The organism is Aphanothece microscopica RSMan92, from assembly GCF_046613545.2.
Classification (GTDB): Bacteria; Cyanobacteriota; Cyanobacteriia; order PCC-6307; family Cyanobiaceae; genus NIES-981.
Map to the genome: position 1 here is coordinate 28,043 of NZ_JBKKKY020000002.1, position 19,972 is coordinate 48,014.

At 63.6% G+C, this 19,972-nt stretch carries 22 protein-coding genes and 1 tRNA gene; 10 read left to right on the forward strand and 13 right to left on the reverse strand.

The annotated features are described in order from the left end of the window. The first annotated feature begins 6 nt into the window (after positions 1-6). A complete protein-coding gene (locus tag ACLD7X_RS00720; protein WP_411421526.1) occupies positions 7-243 on the forward strand; it encodes a hypothetical protein in 237 nt (78 codons plus the stop codon). Between the two features lie 137 nt (positions 244-380). On the opposite strand, the gene ACLD7X_RS00725 is transcribed toward ACLD7X_RS00720, so the two are convergent. From ACLD7X_RS00725 to ACLD7X_RS00735, 3 genes are all read right to left on the reverse strand, one after another. Beyond that, positions 381-809, reverse strand: a complete 429-nt coding sequence (locus ACLD7X_RS00725) for a hypothetical protein (protein WP_411421527.1) — start codon at positions 807-809, stop codon at positions 381-383. A gap of 834 nt (positions 810-1,643) precedes the next feature. Next, positions 1,644-2,207: a PPC domain-containing DNA-binding protein gene (locus ACLD7X_RS00730; RefSeq protein ID WP_412006788.1), complete on the reverse strand. Its 564-nt coding sequence runs from the start codon at positions 2,205-2,207 to the stop codon at positions 1,644-1,646. Positions 2,208-2,378: 171 nt separating this feature from the next. Further along, positions 2,379-2,834: a hypothetical protein gene (locus ACLD7X_RS00735; protein ID WP_412006787.1), complete on the reverse strand. Its 456-nt coding sequence runs from the start codon at positions 2,832-2,834 to the stop codon at positions 2,379-2,381. Between the two features lie 418 nt (positions 2,835-3,252). Here ACLD7X_RS00735 and ACLD7X_RS00740 point away from each other — a divergent pair, with 418 nt between their 5' ends. Then, on the forward strand, positions 3,253-3,759 hold the full coding sequence (locus ACLD7X_RS00740) for a lysozyme inhibitor LprI family protein (protein WP_412006786.1): 507 nt from the start codon (positions 3,253-3,255) through the stop codon (positions 3,757-3,759). Positions 3,760-3,819: 60 nt separating this feature from the next. Here the strand turns inward: ACLD7X_RS00740 and ACLD7X_RS00745 are convergent, their stop codons facing one another. Further along, positions 3,820-4,152 (reverse strand): hypothetical protein, encoded by a 333-nt coding sequence (locus ACLD7X_RS00745; protein ID WP_412006785.1) that lies wholly within the window; start codon positions 4,150-4,152, stop codon positions 3,820-3,822. Between the two features lie 476 nt (positions 4,153-4,628). On the opposite strand from ACLD7X_RS00745, the gene ACLD7X_RS00750 reads away from it, so the two are divergent. Continuing rightward, entirely contained in the window at positions 4,629-4,844 is a 216-nt protein-coding gene (locus tag ACLD7X_RS00750; RefSeq protein WP_425625021.1) for an SH3 domain-containing protein, read from the forward strand. Positions 4,845-5,019: 175 nt separating this feature from the next. On the opposite strand, the gene ACLD7X_RS00755 is transcribed toward ACLD7X_RS00750, so the two are convergent. Continuing rightward, positions 5,020-5,093, reverse strand: a tRNA-Arg gene (locus tag ACLD7X_RS00755). 65 nt (positions 5,094-5,158) lie between these two features. Here ACLD7X_RS00755 and ACLD7X_RS00760 point away from each other — a divergent pair. Further along, positions 5,159-5,974: a helix-turn-helix domain-containing protein gene (locus tag ACLD7X_RS00760; protein ID WP_412006784.1), complete on the forward strand. Its 816-nt coding sequence runs from the start codon at positions 5,159-5,161 to the stop codon at positions 5,972-5,974. Here the strand turns inward: ACLD7X_RS00760 and ACLD7X_RS00765 are convergent. Beyond that, positions 5,971-6,213 (reverse strand): hypothetical protein, encoded by a 243-nt coding sequence (locus tag ACLD7X_RS00765; RefSeq protein WP_411421535.1) that lies wholly within the window; start codon positions 6,211-6,213, stop codon positions 5,971-5,973. The two genes, ACLD7X_RS00760 and ACLD7X_RS00765, sit on opposite strands and share 4 nt — an antisense overlap. Positions 6,214-6,248: 35 nt before the next feature. Further along, positions 6,249-7,136: a 16S rRNA (cytidine(1402)-2'-O)-methyltransferase gene (rsmI, locus tag ACLD7X_RS00770; RefSeq protein WP_411421536.1), complete on the reverse strand. Its 888-nt coding sequence runs from the start codon at positions 7,134-7,136 to the stop codon at positions 6,249-6,251. 93 nt (positions 7,137-7,229) lie between these two features. Between rsmI and ACLD7X_RS00775 the strand changes: the two genes are divergently transcribed. After that, the gene (locus ACLD7X_RS00775; RefSeq protein ID WP_425625024.1) at positions 7,230-8,156 is read left to right on the forward strand and encodes a 3'(2'),5'-bisphosphate nucleotidase CysQ family protein; all 927 of its coding nucleotides are present in this window, start codon (positions 7,230-7,232) and stop codon (positions 8,154-8,156) included. A 64-nt stretch (positions 8,157-8,220) separates the two neighbouring features. Beyond that, complete coding sequence (locus ACLD7X_RS00780) at positions 8,221-9,666, forward strand: hypothetical protein (protein WP_412006782.1); 1,446 nt, start codon at positions 8,221-8,223, stop codon at positions 9,664-9,666. Between the two features lie 16 nt (positions 9,667-9,682). Here the strand turns inward: ACLD7X_RS00780 and ACLD7X_RS00785 are convergent, their stop codons facing one another. From ACLD7X_RS00785 to serS, 5 genes are all read right to left on the reverse strand, one after another. Then, a complete protein-coding gene (locus ACLD7X_RS00785; protein ID WP_411421539.1) occupies positions 9,683-11,809 on the reverse strand; it encodes a polyribonucleotide nucleotidyltransferase in 2,127 nt (708 codons plus the stop codon). A 140-nt stretch (positions 11,810-11,949) separates the two neighbouring features. After that, entirely contained in the window at positions 11,950-12,252 is a 303-nt protein-coding gene (gene rpsN / locus ACLD7X_RS00790) for a 30S ribosomal protein S14 (protein ID WP_411421540.1), read from the reverse strand. 36 nt (positions 12,253-12,288) lie between these two features. Beyond that, positions 12,289-12,966, reverse strand: coding sequence for an endonuclease III (nth, locus tag ACLD7X_RS00795; RefSeq protein ID WP_411421541.1), 678 nt, complete (start codon positions 12,964-12,966; stop codon positions 12,289-12,291). A gap of 19 nt (positions 12,967-12,985) precedes the next feature. Next, complete coding sequence (rseP, locus tag ACLD7X_RS00800) at positions 12,986-14,074, reverse strand: RIP metalloprotease RseP (RefSeq protein ID WP_411421542.1); 1,089 nt, start codon at positions 14,072-14,074, stop codon at positions 12,986-12,988. A 67-nt stretch (positions 14,075-14,141) separates the two neighbouring features. Then, positions 14,142-15,422 (reverse strand): serine--tRNA ligase, encoded by a 1,281-nt coding sequence (gene serS / locus ACLD7X_RS00805; protein WP_411421543.1) that lies wholly within the window; start codon positions 15,420-15,422, stop codon positions 14,142-14,144. A gap of 166 nt (positions 15,423-15,588) precedes the next feature. Here serS and ACLD7X_RS00810 point away from each other — a divergent pair, with 166 nt between their 5' ends. From ACLD7X_RS00810 to ACLD7X_RS00825, 4 genes are all read left to right on the forward strand, one after another. After that, positions 15,589-17,559, forward strand: coding sequence for a hypothetical protein (locus ACLD7X_RS00810; protein ID WP_411421544.1), 1,971 nt, complete (start codon positions 15,589-15,591; stop codon positions 17,557-17,559). Continuing rightward, positions 17,560-18,153 carry a prepilin-type N-terminal cleavage/methylation domain-containing protein gene (locus ACLD7X_RS00815; RefSeq protein WP_412006781.1) on the forward strand — a complete coding sequence of 198 codons (594 nt, stop codon included), beginning with the start codon at positions 17,560-17,562 and terminating at the stop codon, positions 18,151-18,153. Positions 18,154-18,185: 32 nt separating this feature from the next. Further along, positions 18,186-18,821: a hypothetical protein gene (locus tag ACLD7X_RS00820; RefSeq protein WP_411421546.1), complete on the forward strand. Its 636-nt coding sequence runs from the start codon at positions 18,186-18,188 to the stop codon at positions 18,819-18,821. A 115-nt stretch (positions 18,822-18,936) separates the two neighbouring features. Continuing rightward, the gene (locus ACLD7X_RS00825) at positions 18,937-19,617 is read left to right on the forward strand and encodes a type II secretion system protein (RefSeq protein ID WP_412006780.1); all 681 of its coding nucleotides are present in this window, start codon (positions 18,937-18,939) and stop codon (positions 19,615-19,617) included. Between the two features lie 48 nt (positions 19,618-19,665). On the opposite strand, the gene ACLD7X_RS00830 is transcribed toward ACLD7X_RS00825, so the two are convergent. Continuing rightward, positions 19,666-19,926: a NifU family protein gene (locus ACLD7X_RS00830; RefSeq protein ID WP_411421548.1), complete on the reverse strand. Its 261-nt coding sequence runs from the start codon at positions 19,924-19,926 to the stop codon at positions 19,666-19,668. Positions 19,927-19,972 lie beyond the last annotated feature (46 nt).

Below are 19,972 nucleotides of genomic sequence, written 5' to 3' on the forward strand. Positions count from 1 at the left end.
TCCTCCTTGGCTCAACGCACCACCAGGACTGCTGCTGAACAGTTCCGCATCGATGCCAGGGAGAAGCCGCACTTCCCGGAACTGCTGCACTGGCATGCCGCGACCACTTCTTGGCTGCGCCAGGGGCAGGGCGTGGCGCTGGGCTGCTGTGGCAGCGCAGATTGCCATGGCCACTGGAGTGCTGGCCACTTGAAGTCCGTCACCACCCATGACCATTCCATCACCATCAGCCCTGTCAGCTGAACAGCCTTGAGGGACTACTGGGAATATATGCCTAACGTCAAGCTCGGCACATCAAGCTCAGCGGCTGGCAGTATGCGAGTCAGTTGCAGATGCACACTGGGTTCCAGGCCGCTGAAGCTTGATACTACGCTGCCAAACTATTCGGCCACCACCAGTACAAACGTTGACCAGCGGAATATGCCGCCGTTGGGGAGATCAGTGAAATCAACTTCTTCGGGGCCATGCATCCAAGTCTTCTGACCGCGAACGCCAGCAAACAAGAACGGCTCTGTCTTGCCCATCTTGACCGAGAAAATTGTATTCTCGCCGCTCATCGTTTGCTTGACCTTGCAAGGCCCTTCGTATAAGGCGACCTGGGCCGCGGTGTTAGTGAGCTTGCAGGTGGCTCGTTCCCTGAAGGTCTGTGCGCTCACGCTCCCGGCGATTGCCAGGACAGTTGTGATGCCAACGAGTGCGTTTCTAAGCATGAAGCAAATCTTTGATGGGAGCCCTTTGGTTGTCAAATTGACAACTCCATCACATTGCTCTGCGTCTGCGCCAAATTGCAATGCGCTAGTCCAGTTCATGAAGTGTGCCCAGGTTTTTCAGTGATTTCGGCTTTTGAAGGCCTGTTCCAGTCCGCCTATCGGTGTCCTATCGGTGTGAGTGCTTGGGCTGATTCCAGTGCAACCAATCTTGCGCAAACGAATTCTCCGCGCTGCATGGCGCGATCTGCGAGCTGCTTCAATTCTGCGGCCCACGCTTTGCGTCCCCAGGCTTTGCCCAGGCCCCGATGGTGGGACTGCAAAACCAGGCAGGAGCCAGCAAGAGTCGTCAAGAGCAACCCTCATTGAGAGGCTCTAAGCTGTGCCAGTCCATGTGCACTCATGGCTTACGGCTGGTGTTGCCTTGGCCCCCTGCCATGGCAACGCAAGCCCCTGCGCTGACCACCTCGCCCCTCTGCTTCATGATGACATCAGCTACGGCCAGGAGCTGTTCGATGTCGTTGAGATCCATCGCCGTGAGCAAGGGCTGAGCACCCCTGCCAAGGCGATTCACGCCCTGCCCGAAGGCGGCCCTGGCTATGTCAGACGCTCGGGCATAAAAAAGGGTCGGCACTACCCGACCCCTACGGACAACCACCAATAAATTGGTGCATGACTCTATCCAGTCCCACTGCTCCCGACAGCGGACACCCTCAGTAATCCGTCAGCATCGTCACGACGTTCGAGCGTCACGACTGCTGCACCATCGATGAAGTCTGGAACTCGCAGCCTTTTTGCCCGAGCCGTGGCGCAGATCTCAGTTCGCTTATGAAAGCGCCCTGGCTTCAAGACTACCCCGCCTCCCTGAATCGCAACGGATCTTGCTCCGGTATGGCGATCCATGTGCATCTGCTGGTCACCGATGAAAACCGCGCGTCACGCGGTAGTCACATGGTCGCGCCCATGCCCATGCCCTTGCCCTTGAACCTTGAGAAGCTGACCCGCTTCTTGCTGCGGGGCCTGCGCATGGGCGCCAGCACGGTGGCGGTCGTTGAGTTGCTGCGGAGCGATCATCGGTGCCCCAAGATCCCGAGGGCTGATCTGCAGCTCGGCGTAGCCGGTGGCTGGATCCAGCTCCCGCCGAAACTGCCAATCCGGCAGCAGTCCCACCACCAGCTCGGCCGTGGTGCGGACCAGCGAGCCGGCGCCGAGGTGACCGCCGATCACACTTCCGTTGGTGTCAGCAATGGCGATATGCAGGTGGGCTGCATCGGTCGAGAGCGTGCCGGCCAAAGAAATGATCTCCAGATCGCCCTGGATCCTGGTTGGTTCAGATGCTCCCGCAAAGCGCAGCTGGGCCACTGAGAGGCTGCCGATGCCGCTGATCAGACACCCTGCCCGCTCCTCCCGCTGACGCATCCAGACTTCAAGGATCTGGCGCAGATCGTCGCCGGGGCTGAGGCGCAGCGGCACCACCTTCATGCCCCCTGCTGCTGCCATGCGTGAACTGCTCTTCGGCACCCGCCTTGCCCGGAACTTCTGGGCATGACTGAGTCCAACGGCGGGGCGATCAAGCCTGTCCCCCGCATCCAGCGCTGCCCCAACAGTGCTCACGGCGGCCCAGGGGTGGAGTCGGAAAGCCAGAGATACCTTGTCGATGGAACGTTGGATTCACTGATAGGGGGCTGTATCCCAGTAGACAAATATTGACTGCTCGGCCAACCGGTAGATATGGATATTGCCATTGTCCTGGAGCTCGCGCGTTGCCGGCTTGTCATTGGCATCGAGATAGGCATTGGCTTTGCTGCCGTCGGGGGTCAGCTCAACGCGTTGGCCATTGTTGAGCTGGATGCTCACAAAACCCTGCCTTTGTGAAAAGGTGCACAACCCAGAGGAGGTGGCCCGATCCTCACCCTTCGGAAATACATCGCAGCGAGCCTTGACCGTATCGGCCTGCACAGGAAGCGCGGAAAACATTCCACCAAAACTCAGCAAGGTGGCACTCAGCAGCGGAGCGAAGCAGTTACCGAGTCTTGCAACAGTATGCATCAGATTGATCCTGGGAATGCGGGATGAGTGGGTCAACGTGACTGTAGGACTGGGGTTGGTCGGCAGCCAGTTGCTCAAGGGGTTCAGGAGGAGTCCCAGGGTTGTGCTCACTCCCACCCGTTTTGCAGCATCGCCACCAGGGCCCAAAGCCCAGGGCCGGTGAAAGGAGCACCGATCGGCAACAGAACCACCCGGCTGGCTACGGTCTCGCAAGCGGGCGTCTGGGTCAGCCCGGTGACCCTTCACCATCATCGGTGATGCCACCCAGGAACCGACATGGAAGGGGGGCTGACCCTTCGGGTTCATGGCTGTGGGCGCGGTTTCCCCGATCAGGTTGTTGCCGGCCCCACTGGCGGCGGCAGTCTTGGCCTGGTGCGTACCCGCCGCTGCTGTGCCTCCACCGCCGCAACAGAGCGCCGCGAACTGTTCCACACCCACCTACGCCAGTGACCAGCTGGTGTGTGCCGATCCGGTTCTGCGGGCACTTGATCGGAGCATGGTCGATCTGTTGGCAGTTTCCAGCTCGGCAGCACCGGCTCCGGGGCTGCACTGGTTTGAACCGCAGCAGGAGTGGTTCCGCAGGAGGAGCCGGTGCGCCTTCTCGGCGCGCCATGCCGCCTGCCTGAGGGCCGCCTACACCGAGCGGATCGAGCTGCTCTCTGCCCAGGCAGGGCGGTCGGCCAGCCAGGGCCCCCCGGGACGACCGGCGATCTGCCACGACGCTCCCTGGGGCAATGGGCATGTGCGGCTTCACGGGGGTGATGAGCGCCCGCTCACCATCGCGGACTGGCGCGGCACGGTCGTCGTGGTGGCCACCGCCCTCGAGCCTCGGGATGACTGGTCGCCCTTTCTTCGCGTCGTCAGGGAGAACGACGGGATCCGGATCGAACCCATGGAGGGCAGCGCGATTCTCTGCCGGGTCGTTCACGATCAGCGTTCCGGAAAGACGGCCCCGCATGGGAATCGCTCACCGTGGATCCCCTCCCTGAGGACCATTCGATGAGATGATTGTCGTGGTGAGTGGTGGACCCGCCTTGCCAAGACTGGCGAGGGTTCGTTGACCTCACAGCAGGGCAATCAGCGCGATGGGGGCCACGATCGCCAGCTGCATCAGCGGCACCACGATCACCGTGAAGCGCTGCTCCATCCGGTACTCGGCCACGGTGTGGAACGTCCAGCTGTCAACCGCGAAGCACCCCACGCCCGCCAGGGACAGCGCCGCGGTGAAGCCCAGCAGGCTCCAGGCCCGCCACCGCGAACGCCGCCACCGCGAACGCCGCAGTCGCGTGGCCAGCGCCGCCAGTGCCAGGTACGGACTCACGGCCAACAGCAGGAAGGGGATGTCATTTCCCCGCAAGCTGGGAACGCTGGTGAGGGCGAAGAGGAGGGTGAGCATGGCCGCGCACCCGCACGCCCCCATGGTGAACCGGGCCGGCAGTTGGGCATGCTCAACCATGGGTCGATGTTGTGTGGCTGGTGTCGGAATGGCCGATGGCGAATCGCGAGGTGGCGGTGAAGCCAGGATTGCCGCGGTCTGCGCGGTGGGGTTGTTTCTGCTCTCAACAGCCCTAGCGCTGGCAGGAGCGGACTGGCCACCACCGCGACCAGCCGGAGTCACGCAGAGGCGACAGTTACGAAAGCCTTCATCGCCGAGGAATCTTTCGGCTACTGGCGCGGTTGGTGCCGGTATTTCAGTGATGGAAAACCTTCTTCCCGCTCAGAGCTATCCCTTGAACGCCATTGTTCGTCCGCTTCCTCCTCTCCGCCACAGTGCCGCCACCGCAAGCGCCCTCGTCCGAGACAGCGCCGGCATCTGCCTCAGCGTCCGGGCCGCCGGAGGCGCCGGATGAGGGCGGTCCCCGCAACTGGAAGGTGGTCAGCGACGGCGTGAACCTGCGCGAGCAGCCTTCCACCTCCTCTGCTGTGGTCACCAGAGCGGATGGCAGGAAGCCGGAGCTGTATTTCCGCATGGGCGAGGCGATCAAGGCTGACACAAGCCAAGCCGACCAAAGCGGCGGCCTTCTCCACCAGCAAGGAGGCTGGTGTGCACACAATCAAGGTCGGGAAGGAGCGCTACGAGGTCTTTGAGGCGGTGGTCTGTGGGGGTGAATCAGCTTTTGCCGCCAGTGGGGCCCTGTCAGCTGCTTGACGGCACCGCCGTGGAGCGAGGGCACACTGACTGTTCAGGTTGTGTGCAAGCTGCCGAAGATGGGGCCCTGGAGGGAGCCCACGCGATCCCTGAGAACCCTTGGAATGACTGGTACGCCCCCTGATGGATTCGAACCATCGACCGGCTGCTTAGAAGGCAGCTGCTCTATCCAGCTGAGCTAAGGGAGCAAGCAGGCCGGCGCGGCAGGCCGGTTGGGGGCATTGTGGCAGCCCTGCCGGGGGCGGCGCCTACAGTGACCTGCTGCTCCGTGTTCGATCTGGCGATGGCGGCGACCCGGCTTTCCGATGGCCAGAAAGAAGAGATCGTGCGGCGGTACCGGGCGGGGGAAACCAGCACCGAGCTGGCCCAGGCCTTCGCCTGCAGTGCCAACACCGTGAGCCGGGTGGTCAAGGCGGCCCTGGATCCGGCCGACTACGAGCGGCTCAAGCAGCAGCGGGGCAAGGGAGCCCGAAGCGCCCCGCCTCCGGCACCCGAGCCCGTCGCCGATTTCGTCCCCACCGAGCCGAACGGCGCGGATGAGGCCTCCGATCAGGAGCCCGACCAGGAGCCCGATCCGGAGGACGAGGAGTGCGGGGTGCTGGCCATTGATGACGCCGATGATTTCGGTGATGACAGCGCGGACGACGACGACGGCGATGACGGCGACGAGGTCGATGCCGACGCCGATGCCGAAGTGGATGAGGCCCAGTTCGTGGCCGTGCCGGTGCTGGCGGCGGACCAGGCGCAGCAGCCGGTGCAGTGCCGCCCGTTTGCCGATGCGACGCTGCCGGAGAGCGTCTACATGCTGGTTGACAAGACCGTCGAGCTCCAGGCCCGCCCCCTGCGGGAGTTCACCGAACTGGGCCACCTTCCGGTCGACGAGGAGGAGCGTCAGGCCCTGATGGTGTTCGTCAATCCACGCCAGGCCAAACGCCTCTGCGGCCGCAGCCAGCGCGTGATCAAGATCCCCGACACACGGGTGCTTGAGCGGACGGCCCCTTACCTTCTGGCCCAGGGCATCAGCCGGGTCGTGATCGAGGGCAGCCTCTATGCCCTGCCGGGGGCCTAGTCGGCCAGGGAATCCTCGTTTGCGCGCGGCAGCAGCAGCGCCGCGCTGCTGCCGCCGCTGATCACCCCCACCACCAGTGCCAGACCCACCAGGAAGCCTGCCGGCAGGGGTGCGGTGCTGCCGAACCCCAGCCACAGCCTCGGGCGCTCCTCCAGGTTCTGGGCCCCCAGGCAGAGCAGCACCAGCAGCAGGCCGCCGCCGAGCAGGCTGGCCAGCACCAGTCGCAGCCGCAGAAGCATCGGGGTCGAGTCCGGGATGGCTGGAGTCTGCCGCCTCAGCCCTCCTGATGCAGCAGCGCGTAGAGCGCCCGGCGGCTGTGGCCGCTGCGTTCGGCCAGGGTGCGGGCCGCGTCCTTGCCGCTCAGCCCCCCCGCCACCAGGGCCTGCAGCTCCCGGCGCAGGGTGTCGGGCTCCCAGGTGGGAGGTGCCGGGGCGGGGGCCCCTCCCAGCACCAGGGTGCATTCCCCCTGGGGCGGTGTGTGGCGAAAGTGCTCGAGGGCGGCCTGCACCGTGGGCCCCACCTGCTCCTCGTGCCGCTTGGTGAGTTCGCGGGCCACGCTCAGGGGGCGATCGCCGAGCACCGCCAGCAGATCCTCCAGCAGCTCCAGCAGGCGGTGGGGCGCCTCGAACAGCACCAGGGTGCGCTCCTCGCCGGCCAGCTCCTCCAGGCGCCGGCGGCGCTGGGCCGGCTTCGGCGGCAGGAACCCCTCGAAGCAGAAACGGCCGCAGGGCAGACCGCTGCTCACCAGGGCGGTGGTGACGGCGCAGGGCCCCGGGACGCAGATCACCGGCAGCCCCAGCGCCCGGGCGGCCGCCACCAGCGCCTCGCCCGGATCGGAGATGCCGGGCAGCCCCGCATCGCTGATCACCGCCACCGCTTCCCCGGCCTGGAGGGCCTCCAGGAGTTCGGGCAGGCGCGCGGCCTGGTTGTGCTGGTGGAAGGGCACCAGTCGCGGGCCGTGGTCGCGGCTGCGCAGGCCGAGCTGGTGCAGCAGCAGGCCGCTGCGGCGGGTGTCCTCGCAGGCGACCCGATCCACCCCGCCCAGCACCTGCCGCGCCCGGGGGGAGAGGTCGCCGAGGTGGCCGATCGGGGTGCCGACCAGGTAGAGCACGCCGGGAGCCGGTTCGCCCGCGGTGGGGGCCGCGCTGGCGTTTTCCGTCATCGGCGACACCCCTCAGCGACAGCGGCGGCGATGGACAGCCCGGTCGGGGGCTCCTGCATGGGGCTCCTGCACAATGCAGCTTCCAGCGCTTCCATGATGCCGGCCTCCCTCACCCTGCCTTCCGGCATCGCCCTCGACACCCTGCTGGTGGAGCTGCGGCGGCTGAGCTGGGGAGCCGCCGACATCCTGCGGGCCTACGCCCGCGGTGAGCAGCCGCCCCACGGTTTCCCACCGGCGCTCAGCGTCGATGCCGGGGGTGAGGGCCCCGTGAGCGCCGCCGATCTGGCGGTGAACCGCTGGCTGCTGGATGGCCTCGCCCAGGCCTTCCCCGACGCCGACTGGACCCTGCTCAGCGAGGAGACCGCCAAGGAGCAGCTCACCGAGGGGGAGCCGCTCGCCGCCGACTGGCTCTGGATCCTCGATCCGCTCGACGGCACCAAGGACTTCCTGCAGGGCACGGGCGAGTACGCCGTGCACCTGGCGCTGGTCAAGGCCGGCACCCCCGTGCTGGGGGTGGTGCTGCTGCCCGAGATGGAGGAGCTCTGGCTCGGGGTGGTGGCCGGCGAGGCGGGGGAGGCCTGGTGCGAGAACCGGGCGGGCGATCGCTCCCCGGCGCGCTTCAGCGACCGCCGGGCACCGGGGGAGCTGGTGCTGGTGGCCAGCCGCAACCACCGCGACGCGAGGCTCGAGCAGTTGCTGGAGGCCCTGGAGCTGGGCGACACCAAGGCGATCGGCAGTGTGGGTGGCAAGGTGGCCACGATCCTGCGGGGGGAGACCGACCTCTACGTGTCGCTCTCGGGCCGCAGCGCCCCGAAGGACTGGGACATGGCCGCCCCCGAGGCGGTGCTGCGGGCCGCGGGCGGGGCCTTCAGCCATGCCGATGGCGCACCCCTGGCCTACAACACCGGCGACGTGCGCCAGGCGGGGTGCCTGATCGCCAGCCATGGCCGGGCCCATGCCGAGCTCTGCGAGCGGGCGGCGGCGGCGATGGCCAGGATCGATCCGGGCTTCCGTGTCTGAGACCACGGCAGGCCTGGGCCGGCCGCGACACCGCCGCTAGGGTCCGCCCAGATGACAGGTGCGAGTGGTTGCTCCAGCGGATCTGCGTAACCCCTTCCGCTGGTATCTGGCGCTGCTGCTGGTGGGGGTGCTGGTCAGCCTGGTGGATGGCCATCCGCTGCTGAAATTCCAGACCCATCGGATCACCGAGGTGCTCCTCGCCGTGGGGCTGCTGGCCTGGTGTTTCAGGCCCCAGTCCCGCAGCTTCTTCGAGAGCCCTTTGATCGGCGGCTGGTACGGCCTGGGCCTGGTGGGGTTTGCGGCGGTGGGCCTGCTGGCCGGGGCGGTGGGGCCGGTGCCCTGGATCTCGGCCGGATTCCTCGGGCTGGCGCTGCTGCAGTTTGCGCTCCTCCCCTTGCTCCAACCGGCCTGGCGGCAGCATCGGGCCGATACGGTGCGGCTGCTGGCGCTGTTCACGGTGGCGCTGGTGGGCATGGATCTGGGGTTCTGGCTGATCACCCAGGCCAACGGGTTCGTCCCCTATGGCTGGGTGCGCCGGCTGCTGCCGGGGGGGGAGGTCTTCCATGTTCCCTACCTCTTTATGAATCCCCGCTGGGCCAACCAGTGCAGTGTGTTGCTCCTATGGACCTTTGTGCCCCTGCTCCAACAGCTGCAGCGTGGGGCGATCCGCCGCTGGCGCGGCTTCTGGTGGGTGATCTGCGCCGCCGTGCCCCTGCTGTGCGTGGCTCAGATCGTGGCCAGCCAGGGGGATGGGGCCTTTCTGGCCGTGGCCCTGGCCACCGGGGTGCTGGCCCTGCTGGCCTGGCGCGGTGACGGGGAGGCTCGCAGGCTCTACGGCACCGCGGTGGTCATGGTCCTGGCGAGCGCCCTCCTGGCCGGGATCGGGGCGATGGCCGTCGACAGTGGCCGCTTTTTCGCAGACCTGGTGACGCGCAATGCCGCCGAGATCACCACCCAGGGGAGTGCTGATTCAAAGCAAAGGCTCGTGAACTGGTTGATCTACGCTCGATCGTCCCTGGGTTCGCCCCTCTGGGGCGTCGGGATTCAGGCGGTGCCCCGCGGTTCGGGGCTGTGCGGGCCCCACAACCTCTGGCTGGCCCTGCTCTACTGGGTGGGGCTGCTGGGCACGGCCTGTGCCACCCTGCTGGCCACGGGCTTCGTCCCGCGCTCCTGGCGGCCGCTGCACCTGCAGCCCATGACGGCGCCGTTTCTGGTGACCCTGTTCACCTACCAGCTGGTGGATGACATCTGGCTGCGCCCCCTGTCGCTGGCCCTGCTGCTGGTGCTGCTGCCGGCCCTGTTGCCGGATGGGGCGACCGATGGCTGGCCGGTGCCCCCCCGGATGGCCCCGCTGCTGCGGCACCTGGCCCTCCCGGCGGTCAGCTACCGCTTCGCGGCCATGCTGGGTCTGTTGCTGATCATGGTGTCGGTGGTGGTTCCCGGAGGGGTCGGCTTCAAGCCTTCCCCGCTGGTTTCGATCCCCGGCAGCAGCTGCCTGCTGTTCTTCTGATCAGGAGGCAGGGGCATCAGACGGGCACCGGTGCATCGGCCTGGGGCACGCCGCGCAGGGTGAGGTTGATGCGGCCGCGGTTGTCGATCTCTCGCACCCGCACCGTCACCTGATCGCCCACGTTCACCACGTCCTCCACCTTCTCCACCCGGGCTTCCGAGAGCTGGGAGATGTGGATCATCCCCTCCTTGCCGGGCAGGATCTCCACGAAGGCGCCGATCGGGATCACGCGGGTGACGCCGCCGGTGAACACCTCACCCTCGGACACGCGGCGGGTGAGGCCCTCGATGATGCGCTGGGCCTCCTCGGCCGCGGCACCGTCGTGACTGGCGATCGTCACGATGCCGCCGTCCTCGATGTCGATCTTGGTGTTGGTGCGCTCGGTGATGCCCTTGATCGTGCGGCCGCCGGGGCCGATCACGGTGCCGATCAGCTCGGGGTCGATACGGAAGCTGAGCAGGCGCGGGGCGTGGGGGCTGAGGGTGTCGCGGGGCTTGTCGATCGCCTCGAGCATCTTCTCGAGGATGTGCAGCCGGGCCGGACGGGCCTGGTTCACGGCCTCGGCCACGGTGCTCACCGCCAGTCCGGTGATCTTCATGTCCATCTGCAGGGCGGTGATGCCCTTCTCGGTGCCGGCCACCTTGAAGTCCATGTCGCCGAGGAAGTCCTCGATGCCCTGGATGTCGGTGAGGATGCGCACCTCCTCGCCTTCCTTGATCAGGCCCATGGCGGCCCCGCTCACCGGCGCCTTGAGCGGCACGCCGGCATCCATCAGGGCCAGGGTGCTGCCGCACACCGAGCCCATCGAGGTGGAGCCGTTGGAGCTGAGGCACTCCGACACCACGCGCAGCACGTAGGGGAAGGATTCCTTGGCGGGCAGCACCGGCACGATGGCGCGCTCGGCCAGGGCGCCGTGGCCGATCTCGCGGCGGCCGGGGGAGCGCATCGGCTTGGTCTCGCCGGTGGAGTAGGGCGGGAAGTTGTAGTGATGCAGGTAGGTCTTCTCGGTGGACGGGTTGAGGTCGTCCATCTCCTGGGCATCGCTGGGGGTGCCGAGGGTGGCGCAGGAGAGCACCTGGGTGAGCCCGCGCTGGAACAGGGCCGAACCGTGCACCCGCTTGGGCAGCACGCCGGCGGCGGCCTGGATCGGGCGCACCTCATCGAGGTTGCGGCCATCCACCCGCTTGCCCTCGCCCACGATCTGGGCGCGCATCAGCTTCTTGGTGAGGCCCTTGTAGGAGTTGCCGAAGGCCTTGCCGCTGGCGGCGGCCCGGATCGGGTCGTCGTCGGCGAGGGCGGTGATCTTCTCGCCGGCCTCAGCCTTGATGGCGTCGAGCTTGGCTTCGCGCTCGGCCTTGCTGAGGCTGAACTGCTTGAGCACCTCACCGATCGCCGCGCTGCATTCCTTCTCCAGGAAGGCGGGCAGGGTGGGGTCTTCGCTGCGCTCTTCGGGGAACACCTGCTCGATGCCCAGATCCTTGAGCAGGTTCTGCTGGGCCTTGATCAGTTCGCTCACCGCTTCGTAGCCGAAGTCGATGCCCTCGATCACGTCCTGCTCGGGCAGCTGGTTGGCGCCCGCTTCCACCATGATCACGCCCTGGGGGGTGCCGGCCACCACCAGGTCGAGGTCGGAGCGCTCGATCTCGCGGTAGCTGGGGTTGAGCACGAAGTCGTCGCCCAGCAGGCCCACGCGCACGGCGGCCATGGGGCCATGGAAGGGGATCTTGGCCAGCAGGGTGGCCATCGAGGCGCCGGTCACGGCGAGCACATCGGGCGGCACCCGCTCATCGAGCGACAGGCAGGTGGCCACGATCTGGAGGTCGTCCCGCATCCAGGCGGGGAACAGTGGCCGCATCGGGCGGTCGATCAGGCGGGCGATCAGGGTGGCGCGCTCGGGCGGGCGGCTCTCGCGGCGCATGAAGCTGCCCGGGATGCGGCCGGCGGCGTAGAGCCGCTCTTCGTAATCGCAGATGAGGGGGAGGAAGTCGATGCCTTCACGGCCGCCGGAGCGGGTGGCGGTGACCAGCACCGCCGTATCACCGCATTCGACCATCACCGAGCCCCCCGCCTGGGGAGCGAACCGACCGGTGGTCAGCCGGATCTCCCGACCATCGAAGGAGATCGACTGAGTTTGTCCTTGCACTGGGCCTTATCTCTCTTTGTCAAGGGGCATTCTCGCATTCGGCCCCCGGGGGCCGGGGGAACCCCTGCATTTTTCTAAGGCGCCCACAACAAAGGGCGCCCGCAGGCGCCCTCCGAAGCCTCAGGCGGCTTCAGCGGCTGTCACCAGGACGACTTGACCACGCCGGGCAGCTCGCCCTTGTGGGCCCGCTCGCGCAGCTGGTTGCGGCACAGACCGAAATCGCGGTAGACGCCGCGGGGCTTGCCGGTGGCCCAGCAGCGGTTGCGGATCCGGGTGGGGGCGCTGTTGCGGGGCAGGGACTGGATCTTGCGGTGGATGTCCAGACGCTCCATCGGGTCGGCGGCCGACTCGAAGGCGGCCTTGAGGGCAGCGCGCTTGGCGGCGAAGCGTTCCACCATCTTCTTGCGCTTCACGTCGCGCGCAATCATCGACTTCTTCGCCATGCGGGCTGGAGTGCGATCGGTAACGGATTCATGAGCCTACCCTGCGGCCCTCCCCGCCTCGCTCGCCGCCCCGGCTGCGGCGCTGGGGCAGAGGTCGGCGAGGCTGCAGCTGGCGCAGCGGGGCTTGCGGGCGGCGCACACGGCGCGGCCGTGGAAGATCAGCCGGATCGAGAGGGTCTGCCACTCCTCCTGAGGCACCAGCTGCATCAGATCGGGCTCGATCCGCGCCGGTGTGGCGTGGCGGCTGAGCCGCAGGCGCTGGGCCAGGCGGCCCACGTGGGTGTCCACCGTGACGCCGGCATTGAGGCCGTAGCACCAGGCCAGCACCACCGAGGCGGTCTTGCGGGCCACCCCCGGCAGCTGCAGCAGCTCCTCCATGCTGCGGGGCACCTCGCCGCCGTGCCGCTCGATCAGCAGCCGGGAGGCCCCCACGATGGCCTTGGCCTTGTTGCGGAAGAAGCCGGCCGACTTCACATAGGGCTCCACGGCCTCCGGTTCCACCGCCGCGGCGCTGGCGGCATCGGGGAACCGCTCGAACAGGGCAGGGGTGATCCGGTTCACCCGCTCGTCGGTGCACTGGGCCGAGAGCATGGTGGCCACCAGCAGCTCATAGGGCGTGCGCCAGTCGAGCGAGCAGGTGGCGTCGGGATAGAGGGCGCCGAGCCGCTCGAGGATCAGGGGAGCCCGGCGGCGGGCGGAGGGGAACCGGGGCATCGCCGCGGGGGGCTGGAGCTCAGCGGCTCAGCAGCTGCTGCACGGCCGGCAGCTGGGAGGTGTCCTTCACAATCAGCACCACGCTCAGGCCCACCAGAAACACGAAGCCCGACTGCATGAAGGCCATCTGGAACCGCTGCGGCAGTGGCCGGCCGCGCAGGCCCTCCAGCAGCAGCAGCACGAACTGACCGCCATCGAGCAGGGGGAGGGGCAGGGCATTGAGCACCGCCAGGTTGATCGAGATCAGGGCGGTGAAGAGAAAGAGGCTGCTGCCGCCCTCATGGGCCAGGGAGGCCCCCATCTCCACGATCTTCACCGGTCCGGAGACCTGGGAGGCCGTTTCGCCGAAGTGGGTGATCAGGGTGAGGAAGCCGCCGGCGGTGCGGCGGAGCAGCACGGCCGTATCGCGACCGGCCTGGCGGATCGGCTCGAGCGGGCTGCGGGGGCGACGGAACACCTCGGTGCCGTTGGGCTGGAGCTGGGCGCCGATGCGGCCCACGCCGCCCAGGTCGGCGGGGGTGAGCTGCAGGTTGACGCGCTGCTCACCCCGCTGGGCCACCAGGGCCAGGCGGCGCTCCGGCGAGGTCTTGATCTGCTCCACCAGGGTGGCCACGGCCTGCTGGCCGCCGCCGATGGTGGTGCCATCGAGGCTGAGGATGCGGTCACCGGGCTGGAGGCCGGCGCTGGCGGCGGCCTGGCCGGGCTGGACGCCGGACACCAGCACACCGGGGGTGGCGCTGAAACCGGAGGGGATGCCCACCAGGAAGCCTTGGGCCACCAGCACGGCAAAGGCCAGCAGCAGATTGGCCAGCACGCCGGCGGCGATCACCAGGGCGCGCTGGCGCAGGGGGCGGTTGGAGAGCAGGTCCGGGTCGTCCTTGGGGATGGCGCTGCTGTCGTCGTCGTCGGGGAAGGCCACGAAGCCCCCCAGGGGGATGGCCCGCAGGGCGAACTGCACGCCGCGTCGCTGGCGCTCCAGCAGCACCGGGCCGAAGCCGATCGAAAAACTGCTGACGCGGATGCCCTGCCAGGTGGCGGCGAAGAAATGGCCCGCCTCGTGCACCACGATCAGCCCTGCCAGGATCGCCAGTGCGGTGAGAACGCCCATCCAGTGCTGCCCGGGAATGCCTCCATTGTGGAGGACGTGGCGCAGCGGCCGCGTGGGGGCGCCGGCTTCAGGCGGGCGAACCGAGCCGCTCGCAGCGCATGTAGGGCACCAGGGCGGCGGGCAGCTGCACCGTGCCATCGGCCTGCTGGCCGTTCTCGAGCAGGGCGGCCATGGTGCGCCCCACCGCGAGGCCACTGCCGTTGAGGGTGTGCACCAGCTGGGTGCTCTTGCCGTCCTTGAGCCGGATCGAGGCCCGGCGGGCCTGGAAGTCGGTGCACACCGAGCAGCTGGAGATCTCGCGGTAGGTGCCGGCCCCCGGCAGCCACACCTCGAGATCGAATGTTCTGGCGGCAGAAAATCCCAGATCACCCGTGCAGAGCTCGATGCGGCGGTAGGGCAGCTCGAGGGCCTCGAGGATGGCTTCGGCGTCGGCGGTGATCTGCTCGTGGGCCTCGGCGGAGCGCTCGGGATGGCAGAACCAGTAGAGCTCCACCTTGTTGAACTGGTGCAGGCGGATCAGGCCGCGGGTGTCGCGGCCGTAGGAACCGGCCTCGCGCCGGAAACAGGGGGTGTAGGCGCAGTACCTGAGGGGCAGCTGCTCGGCGGGGATCAGCTCGTCGCGGTGGAAGGAGGTGAGCGGCACCTCGGCGGTGGGGGTGAGCCAGAGGTCGTCGTCGGCGCAGCGGAAGCTCTCCTCGGCGAACTTGGGCAGCTGGCCGGAGGCGGTGAGGCTGGCGCTGTTCACCAGGATCGGCGGCAGCACCTCGGTGTAGCCGCGGCTGGTGTGGCGATCGAGCATGAAGCTGATCAGGGCCCGCTCCAGGCGCGCGCCCTGGCCCAGCAGGGTCACGAAGCGGCTCTGGGCGATGCGCACGGAGCGCTCGGTGTCGAAGAGGCCCAGCCGCTCGGCGATCTGCCAGTGCTCCTCGAGACCACCCTCCTGGCGAGGGCTGCCCCAGCGCTTCACCTCCACGTTGTCGGCCTCGCTGCGGCCGTCGGGGGCCTCCGGCGCGGGGAGGTTCGGCAGGGCGGCCAGGGCCTCGCGCAGCTGCTGCTGCAGGGCCTTCTCCTGCTCCTCCAGGGCGGCGACCTCCTGCTTGATGGCGTTGCCGCGTGCCCGCAGGGCCTGCACCTCGGGCCCGTCCGGGGCGGCGCCGGCCCGGATCTGCTGGCCCACCTCCTTGCCGATGCGGTTCCCCTCGGCCTGGAGGCTGCTGCGCTGCTCCTGGAGATCCCGCTCCTGGAGCGCGATCTGCTGGAGGGCGGTGAGGTCGGGGCTGAGTCCGCGGCGGGCCAGCGGCACGGCGATCAGGGCCGGGTCGTCGCGCAGCAGGCGCTGGTCGAGCACGGGGGGAGGTGCGGGTTCTTGTGAGGTTAGAAGCTGATGATGGTCACACCGACCTGGAGGAACTAGGATCTGAGGAGACGCGAAAGCCCCTGTATCAATGGGGATTTGACCAGTACCTGCTCGATCAGATATGCGAGGCCCGAAGAAGTTCCATAGCCTGTCCTCCATGCTCCTACTGCGCAGCGCCCTGAGTACTGCCCGTTTTCGAGCCAGGCCTACTTCACCCAAATCCGAAGAAGGCTATGCGCTGCAACTGGCACTCATCATCTCGGTGGCGCTAGTAATCGGAGTCGCAGCGTTTGCCTCCAGAACCGGAGCTGGATTATTTGGCGCTGCGTCTCAGACCGTCAACCGTGAAGCACGCGATACGGCCGAAAGTGCGATCAACGAGTTCATTAATACCTTTAACCGAGAAGAGAATCGTTATCTCTTGACCGCCGGTAGCTCCAGCGTGTGGGGAAGCGACGGGTCAATTAATCCTTGTACAAAATATGATACCACTGGAGCAGTAGTCGATGCAGATGGGCGTGAACCCTCGGCCTCTGTTAGTAAATTTGTCCCAGTTGGAGCAAATGGCCCTTTTCAGGATTTCGACGCAGCTACAAGTACTGTGTCGCGAAGATTCAAAGTTGAATCTATTTCTTATTTAGATTCCAACAAAAATACATATAACCAAAATGATACTCAATTCATCAGCAACATACGAAGAGGTGGCAATAGAACCCTGATCAGGATTGTCGTGATTTCTGAGGTTGCGGAATCAAATGGAAGGAAAAGTAGGGCTAGGGTGGCAAGGGAACTCGAAGTAGTTCCTAAATGCTGCAAGCGCTCTTTCCCTCAGAACAGCATTGGGGCGAAGAATTGGGGTCGTGACACAGACTCCTGCGGAGGAATTAAAGGTGGTGGAGGTAATGGAATTATTTCCGGAATGAATGGTGGGGTGCCATCGGGTCAGCCGGCGCCAGAAATCCTTGATGAATTCGGTAATATCGTTACCCAAGCGCTCTGCTGGGGTGGTGATGATACAACCGTAGAAAACTATGGCAGCGATGCATCAATCCTTGATGGCACTCCTAATACTGCTTGTGAAGAGGATCAATTGAAGATCGCTACCAATGGAGCACCAAGCAACTCAGGCATAAGCTTTGCTGAAACTTTGTTTAATTATATTCCTCCAGTATACAACGAGAGTCTTAACCTGGCTGTGTCCGATGGTGATGTCAGCGAGATTCAAAATAGATATTTGGATCTTAATACTATAAACAGCGATTTTTATATTTATTATAATCCGACAAATATACCTGCTGAAACAAGGCTTACTAATCCCTTGCCGGCTAACAATCCTGCTCGTATTTATAGGGATGATTCTGGCAGCGGCCCGGAGTACAGTGCAGCGAGGCCAGGTCAAGTTCTGTTGTGCAGGGTTTTCAACAATGGTGTCAATAACTGTAGGCCTATACTAGACAGTAGCGACACTACTGGCCATGATGTTTGTTACGTTGTTGCTACAGCTAGTGGTTCAAATCTCTATGATGAGGTAAACTGCCGTCTCGGGCGGATTTGGCTGCGAAATAATAACAGCCTGACTATTGACACTAGCAACGCAAAAATCAATTTCTTCTTCGATCAAGATAGTACCGACGCTAGTTTCAACTACGTAGCCTCTGGCAACTCTAATCCAACGGGAAATTTAGTCATCAAGCGCGTTCAGTGCGCTCTAGATACTCCTGTGAGCACTGCCACTCGTTGTCAAAGTCCTATTGAATGGTCTACCACAGATCCCCCTGCGAGCCTATCCTTCCAGTCGATTTACGATTCCACTACTGACCCCCAGAAGTATATTGGTGACCTGCTTAACTTTTTCATCACTGGTCTGGGGAATTGGGTGGTGCAGGGCACTAGCGATAGTATAGGTTTCAATCTTTATGCACCAGCTGTTGATGTAAGCTTCAACGGTGATACCAGTTTCATGGGCCGCATCTGGTCCGATGGTTTGGACGTCCAGGGTGCTGGGAGCGTGACTATTCGAACACTCAACAGCAATCCTGATTTTTGTACAGGAGATAATTGCCCTCCACCTGGGGCTCCAATTATCGACTTCATGGCTCGAAGCTTTACCCAATCCCAAGGGTTCTAGATGCCAATGTCAAGCATAATTCTCCAAAACCATACAAATCTGCGCGAACAAGGGTTTAGCATCATTGAAGCCTTGATCGCATCTGTTATTGTTGCAGTGGTCATAGGGGCAACTTTTCGTTTTTTTGGTACAACTGTAAGTACGATTTTTAAATCCGGAGAGATTGCATCGGCCAATTCTATCATTGATGCAGATATTTCCAGAATTCTTACCCTTTCCGAGACCTACAATGCTTGTACCGTTCCGACGGGCACATTTGTAGACTGTCCGACCGCCGAGTTTGGTGATTCTTGGTATTATTTCCCCCAGCCAACAGCAGGGGATCCAGTGCAAACTGAGGCAGACGTGCAAGCCTTCTTCGACGCTTGTAACTACCCCACAGTCCCTACAACTGTTGCCAAGCACATCACGCAAGACTTCGTCAGTCAAATTGGCACTTCTGATGTCTCAATTGGCTCTAGAGTCACTAGATTAGCCGCCCTTAGGCAAAGTCCGAGCGACCCGTCTGATCATATTGTTGTGGTGCGCTGGCGGCATCCTGGGTTTGAAAGAGTTCTCAAGATTGCTCCAGTAGTATCCTCTTGGTGTCCATAATCTCCATGCCTGCTCACTCTGTGCCTAGGTATTTGCGTTCTCTGCGTTATCATCCTCTCAGGAGATGCTCACAATCCAAGGCACACAGGTGTGGCGGCTATAGTCTTGCTGAGCTACTTGTCATTGTTGTTATCCTGGGCCTTGCTGCAGCAATCAGTACTGCAGGTCTTTTTTCAGTTATCAGGCGTGAACGCATCAACTCTGTGGCTTTGGAGATTGCTGGCTGGATTGAAAGGACCCGAAATCTTGCCGCCAGAGAGGTTGCATCGAATGAAGAACTTGGGGGTTGTGAAATTAGTTTTGTTGCCAATGGATTAAGTGGGCCATACGATGCAGCAAATCCTACGTTGGCGACAACATCTTGTGCAAATGACACCGCTGTTGATCTAGATGCCTCTGGGAATGTGGCTCCACCCCTTAGGCTTCCGCCCGGCTTTGAAGGTGAGATTTTTATGAATACAACTTCGTCGAACATTGTATTCACTCCGCGAGGCACATGGAGTCTGGACAGCGATGGTTCTTTGGGTGATTTTCAAATCAAGATAGTTTTGGGTGGTAGCGGCCCCATGCGGTGTATTCGCCTCTCTACAATGCTAGCGGCTGTTGATATTGGCGTTGCAAATACTGCGGATACATCAGATGACTGCGCAAATTTTTCAGCAATCTAAACGACTCTCCAAGGCCATGTCACATTCCGTTGATCTTTTAAGAGCACTTGGGCCGACTACTATAAAGGCCTCGAGTAAGTCAAGGCTTAAGGTCTGTAATGTGGGTTCCTTAGGTATGACGCTTCCTGAGATTCTTGTCGCTCTTGTGATTACTGCAGTAATAATCGCCGGGGTTGGCAATGTGCTATTGAATCATATGTTTGATGCGCGTAGGGTAGAGAGGGCTCAGCGCCTCCGTGAAGATTCCAATAGAATCAATTACCTGATCGCTATAGAGGCGGCAGAGGCATCAGCAATTAACACAGACCCGGGCCTGCAAGTTGCTAATTGCAATGAAGACAATGGAGAGGATGCCGAATTCTCGTTGACTATTCCATGGCAGGAGACCACGACCTATGGGCCTGGTGCTGAGTCCTCGACTGTTTATTACTACAATCAGACTGCTCCTGATGGTGTCGCGACCATCAAGCGCTGTGGCCCGAAAGTGACAAAGAATGGGAGGCTTATCCACAGCAATGATACATATCAATCCGGAACTGTTTACAGGGGTGGAGAGATTGTATTGCCAACCGATTGTAGTGTCAGTGTTGATAGCTCGGGAAGCTTGACTCAGGGAGGCACCACGAGCAGGCAGCTTGTTTACAATTTACAAATTGGTAGCCTGTCTGATCAATTATTCGCAAGATGTCAAGTTGCAAAAGCTAAGACTGTATTTGTATGCAACCCTCCAATCCCTAATAGCGATGGATCCTTTACCCTAGATGTAGGTGACTGTCCTCCGCCGGCCTCTCCGTAAATATCATGTAGGGGGGAAGATCAAGAATTTCTCTTGATCAGGCCAGCTTCACAGCACTTGCACCACCTCACTCACCTCAGGAATCGCTTCCCGCAGCTTCCGCTCGATCCCCATCTTCAACGTCATCGTGCTGCTCGGGCAAGAACCGCAGGCCCCCTGCAGCCGCACCTTCACGATCGGGCCGTCGATCTCCACCACCTCCACGTTGCCGCCATCGGCCATCAGGTAGGGACGCAGCTCATCGAGGGTGCGCTCCACGTTCTCGATCGTGAGGGCACGGGGATCTGAGGCCGGCGCTTCGGTGGTCATGGCAGGCGTTCTGTGGAAGTGAACGCAGCATAGAAAGCCATCCGCT

Bases quoted from the DNA above. Each gene is read 5' to 3' on its own strand.
- ACLD7X_RS00725 (WP_411421527.1), bottom strand. From the start codon at position 809: ATGAACTGGACTAGCGCATTGCAATTTGGCGCAGACGCAGAGCAATGT.
- ACLD7X_RS00730 (WP_412006788.1), bottom strand. From the start codon at position 2,207: ATGGCAGCAGCAGGGGGCATGAAGGTGGTGCCGCTGCGCCTCAGCCCC.
- ACLD7X_RS00740 (WP_412006786.1), top strand. From the start codon at position 3,253: ATGGTCGATCTGTTGGCAGTTTCCAGCTCGGCAGCACCGGCTCCGGGG.
- ACLD7X_RS00745 (WP_412006785.1), bottom strand. From the start codon at position 4,152: ATGCTCACCCTCCTCTTCGCCCTCACCAGCGTTCCCAGCTTGCGGGGA.
- ACLD7X_RS00765 (WP_411421535.1), bottom strand. From the start codon at position 6,213: ATGCTTCTGCGGCTGCGACTGGTGCTGGCCAGCCTGCTCGGCGGCGGC.
- rsmI (WP_411421536.1), bottom strand. From the start codon at position 7,136: ATGACGGAAAACGCCAGCGCGGCCCCCACCGCGGGCGAACCGGCTCCC.
- ACLD7X_RS00775 (WP_425625024.1), top strand. From the start codon at position 7,230: ATGATGCCGGCCTCCCTCACCCTGCCTTCCGGCATCGCCCTCGACACC.
- rpsN (WP_411421540.1), bottom strand. From the start codon at position 12,252: ATGGCGAAGAAGTCGATGATTGCGCGCGACGTGAAGCGCAAGAAGATG.
- nth (WP_411421541.1), bottom strand. From the start codon at position 12,966: ATGCCCCGGTTCCCCTCCGCCCGCCGCCGGGCTCCCCTGATCCTCGAG.
- rseP (WP_411421542.1), bottom strand. From the start codon at position 14,074: ATGGGCGTTCTCACCGCACTGGCGATCCTGGCAGGGCTGATCGTGGTG.
- ACLD7X_RS00810 (WP_411421544.1), top strand. From the start codon at position 15,589: ATGCTCCTACTGCGCAGCGCCCTGAGTACTGCCCGTTTTCGAGCCAGG.
- ACLD7X_RS00815 (WP_412006781.1), top strand. From the start codon at position 17,560: ATGCCAATGTCAAGCATAATTCTCCAAAACCATACAAATCTGCGCGAA.
- ACLD7X_RS00825 (WP_412006780.1), top strand. From the start codon at position 18,937: ATGACGCTTCCTGAGATTCTTGTCGCTCTTGTGATTACTGCAGTAATA.
- ACLD7X_RS00830 (WP_411421548.1), bottom strand. From the start codon at position 19,926: ATGACCACCGAAGCGCCGGCCTCAGATCCCCGTGCCCTCACGATCGAG.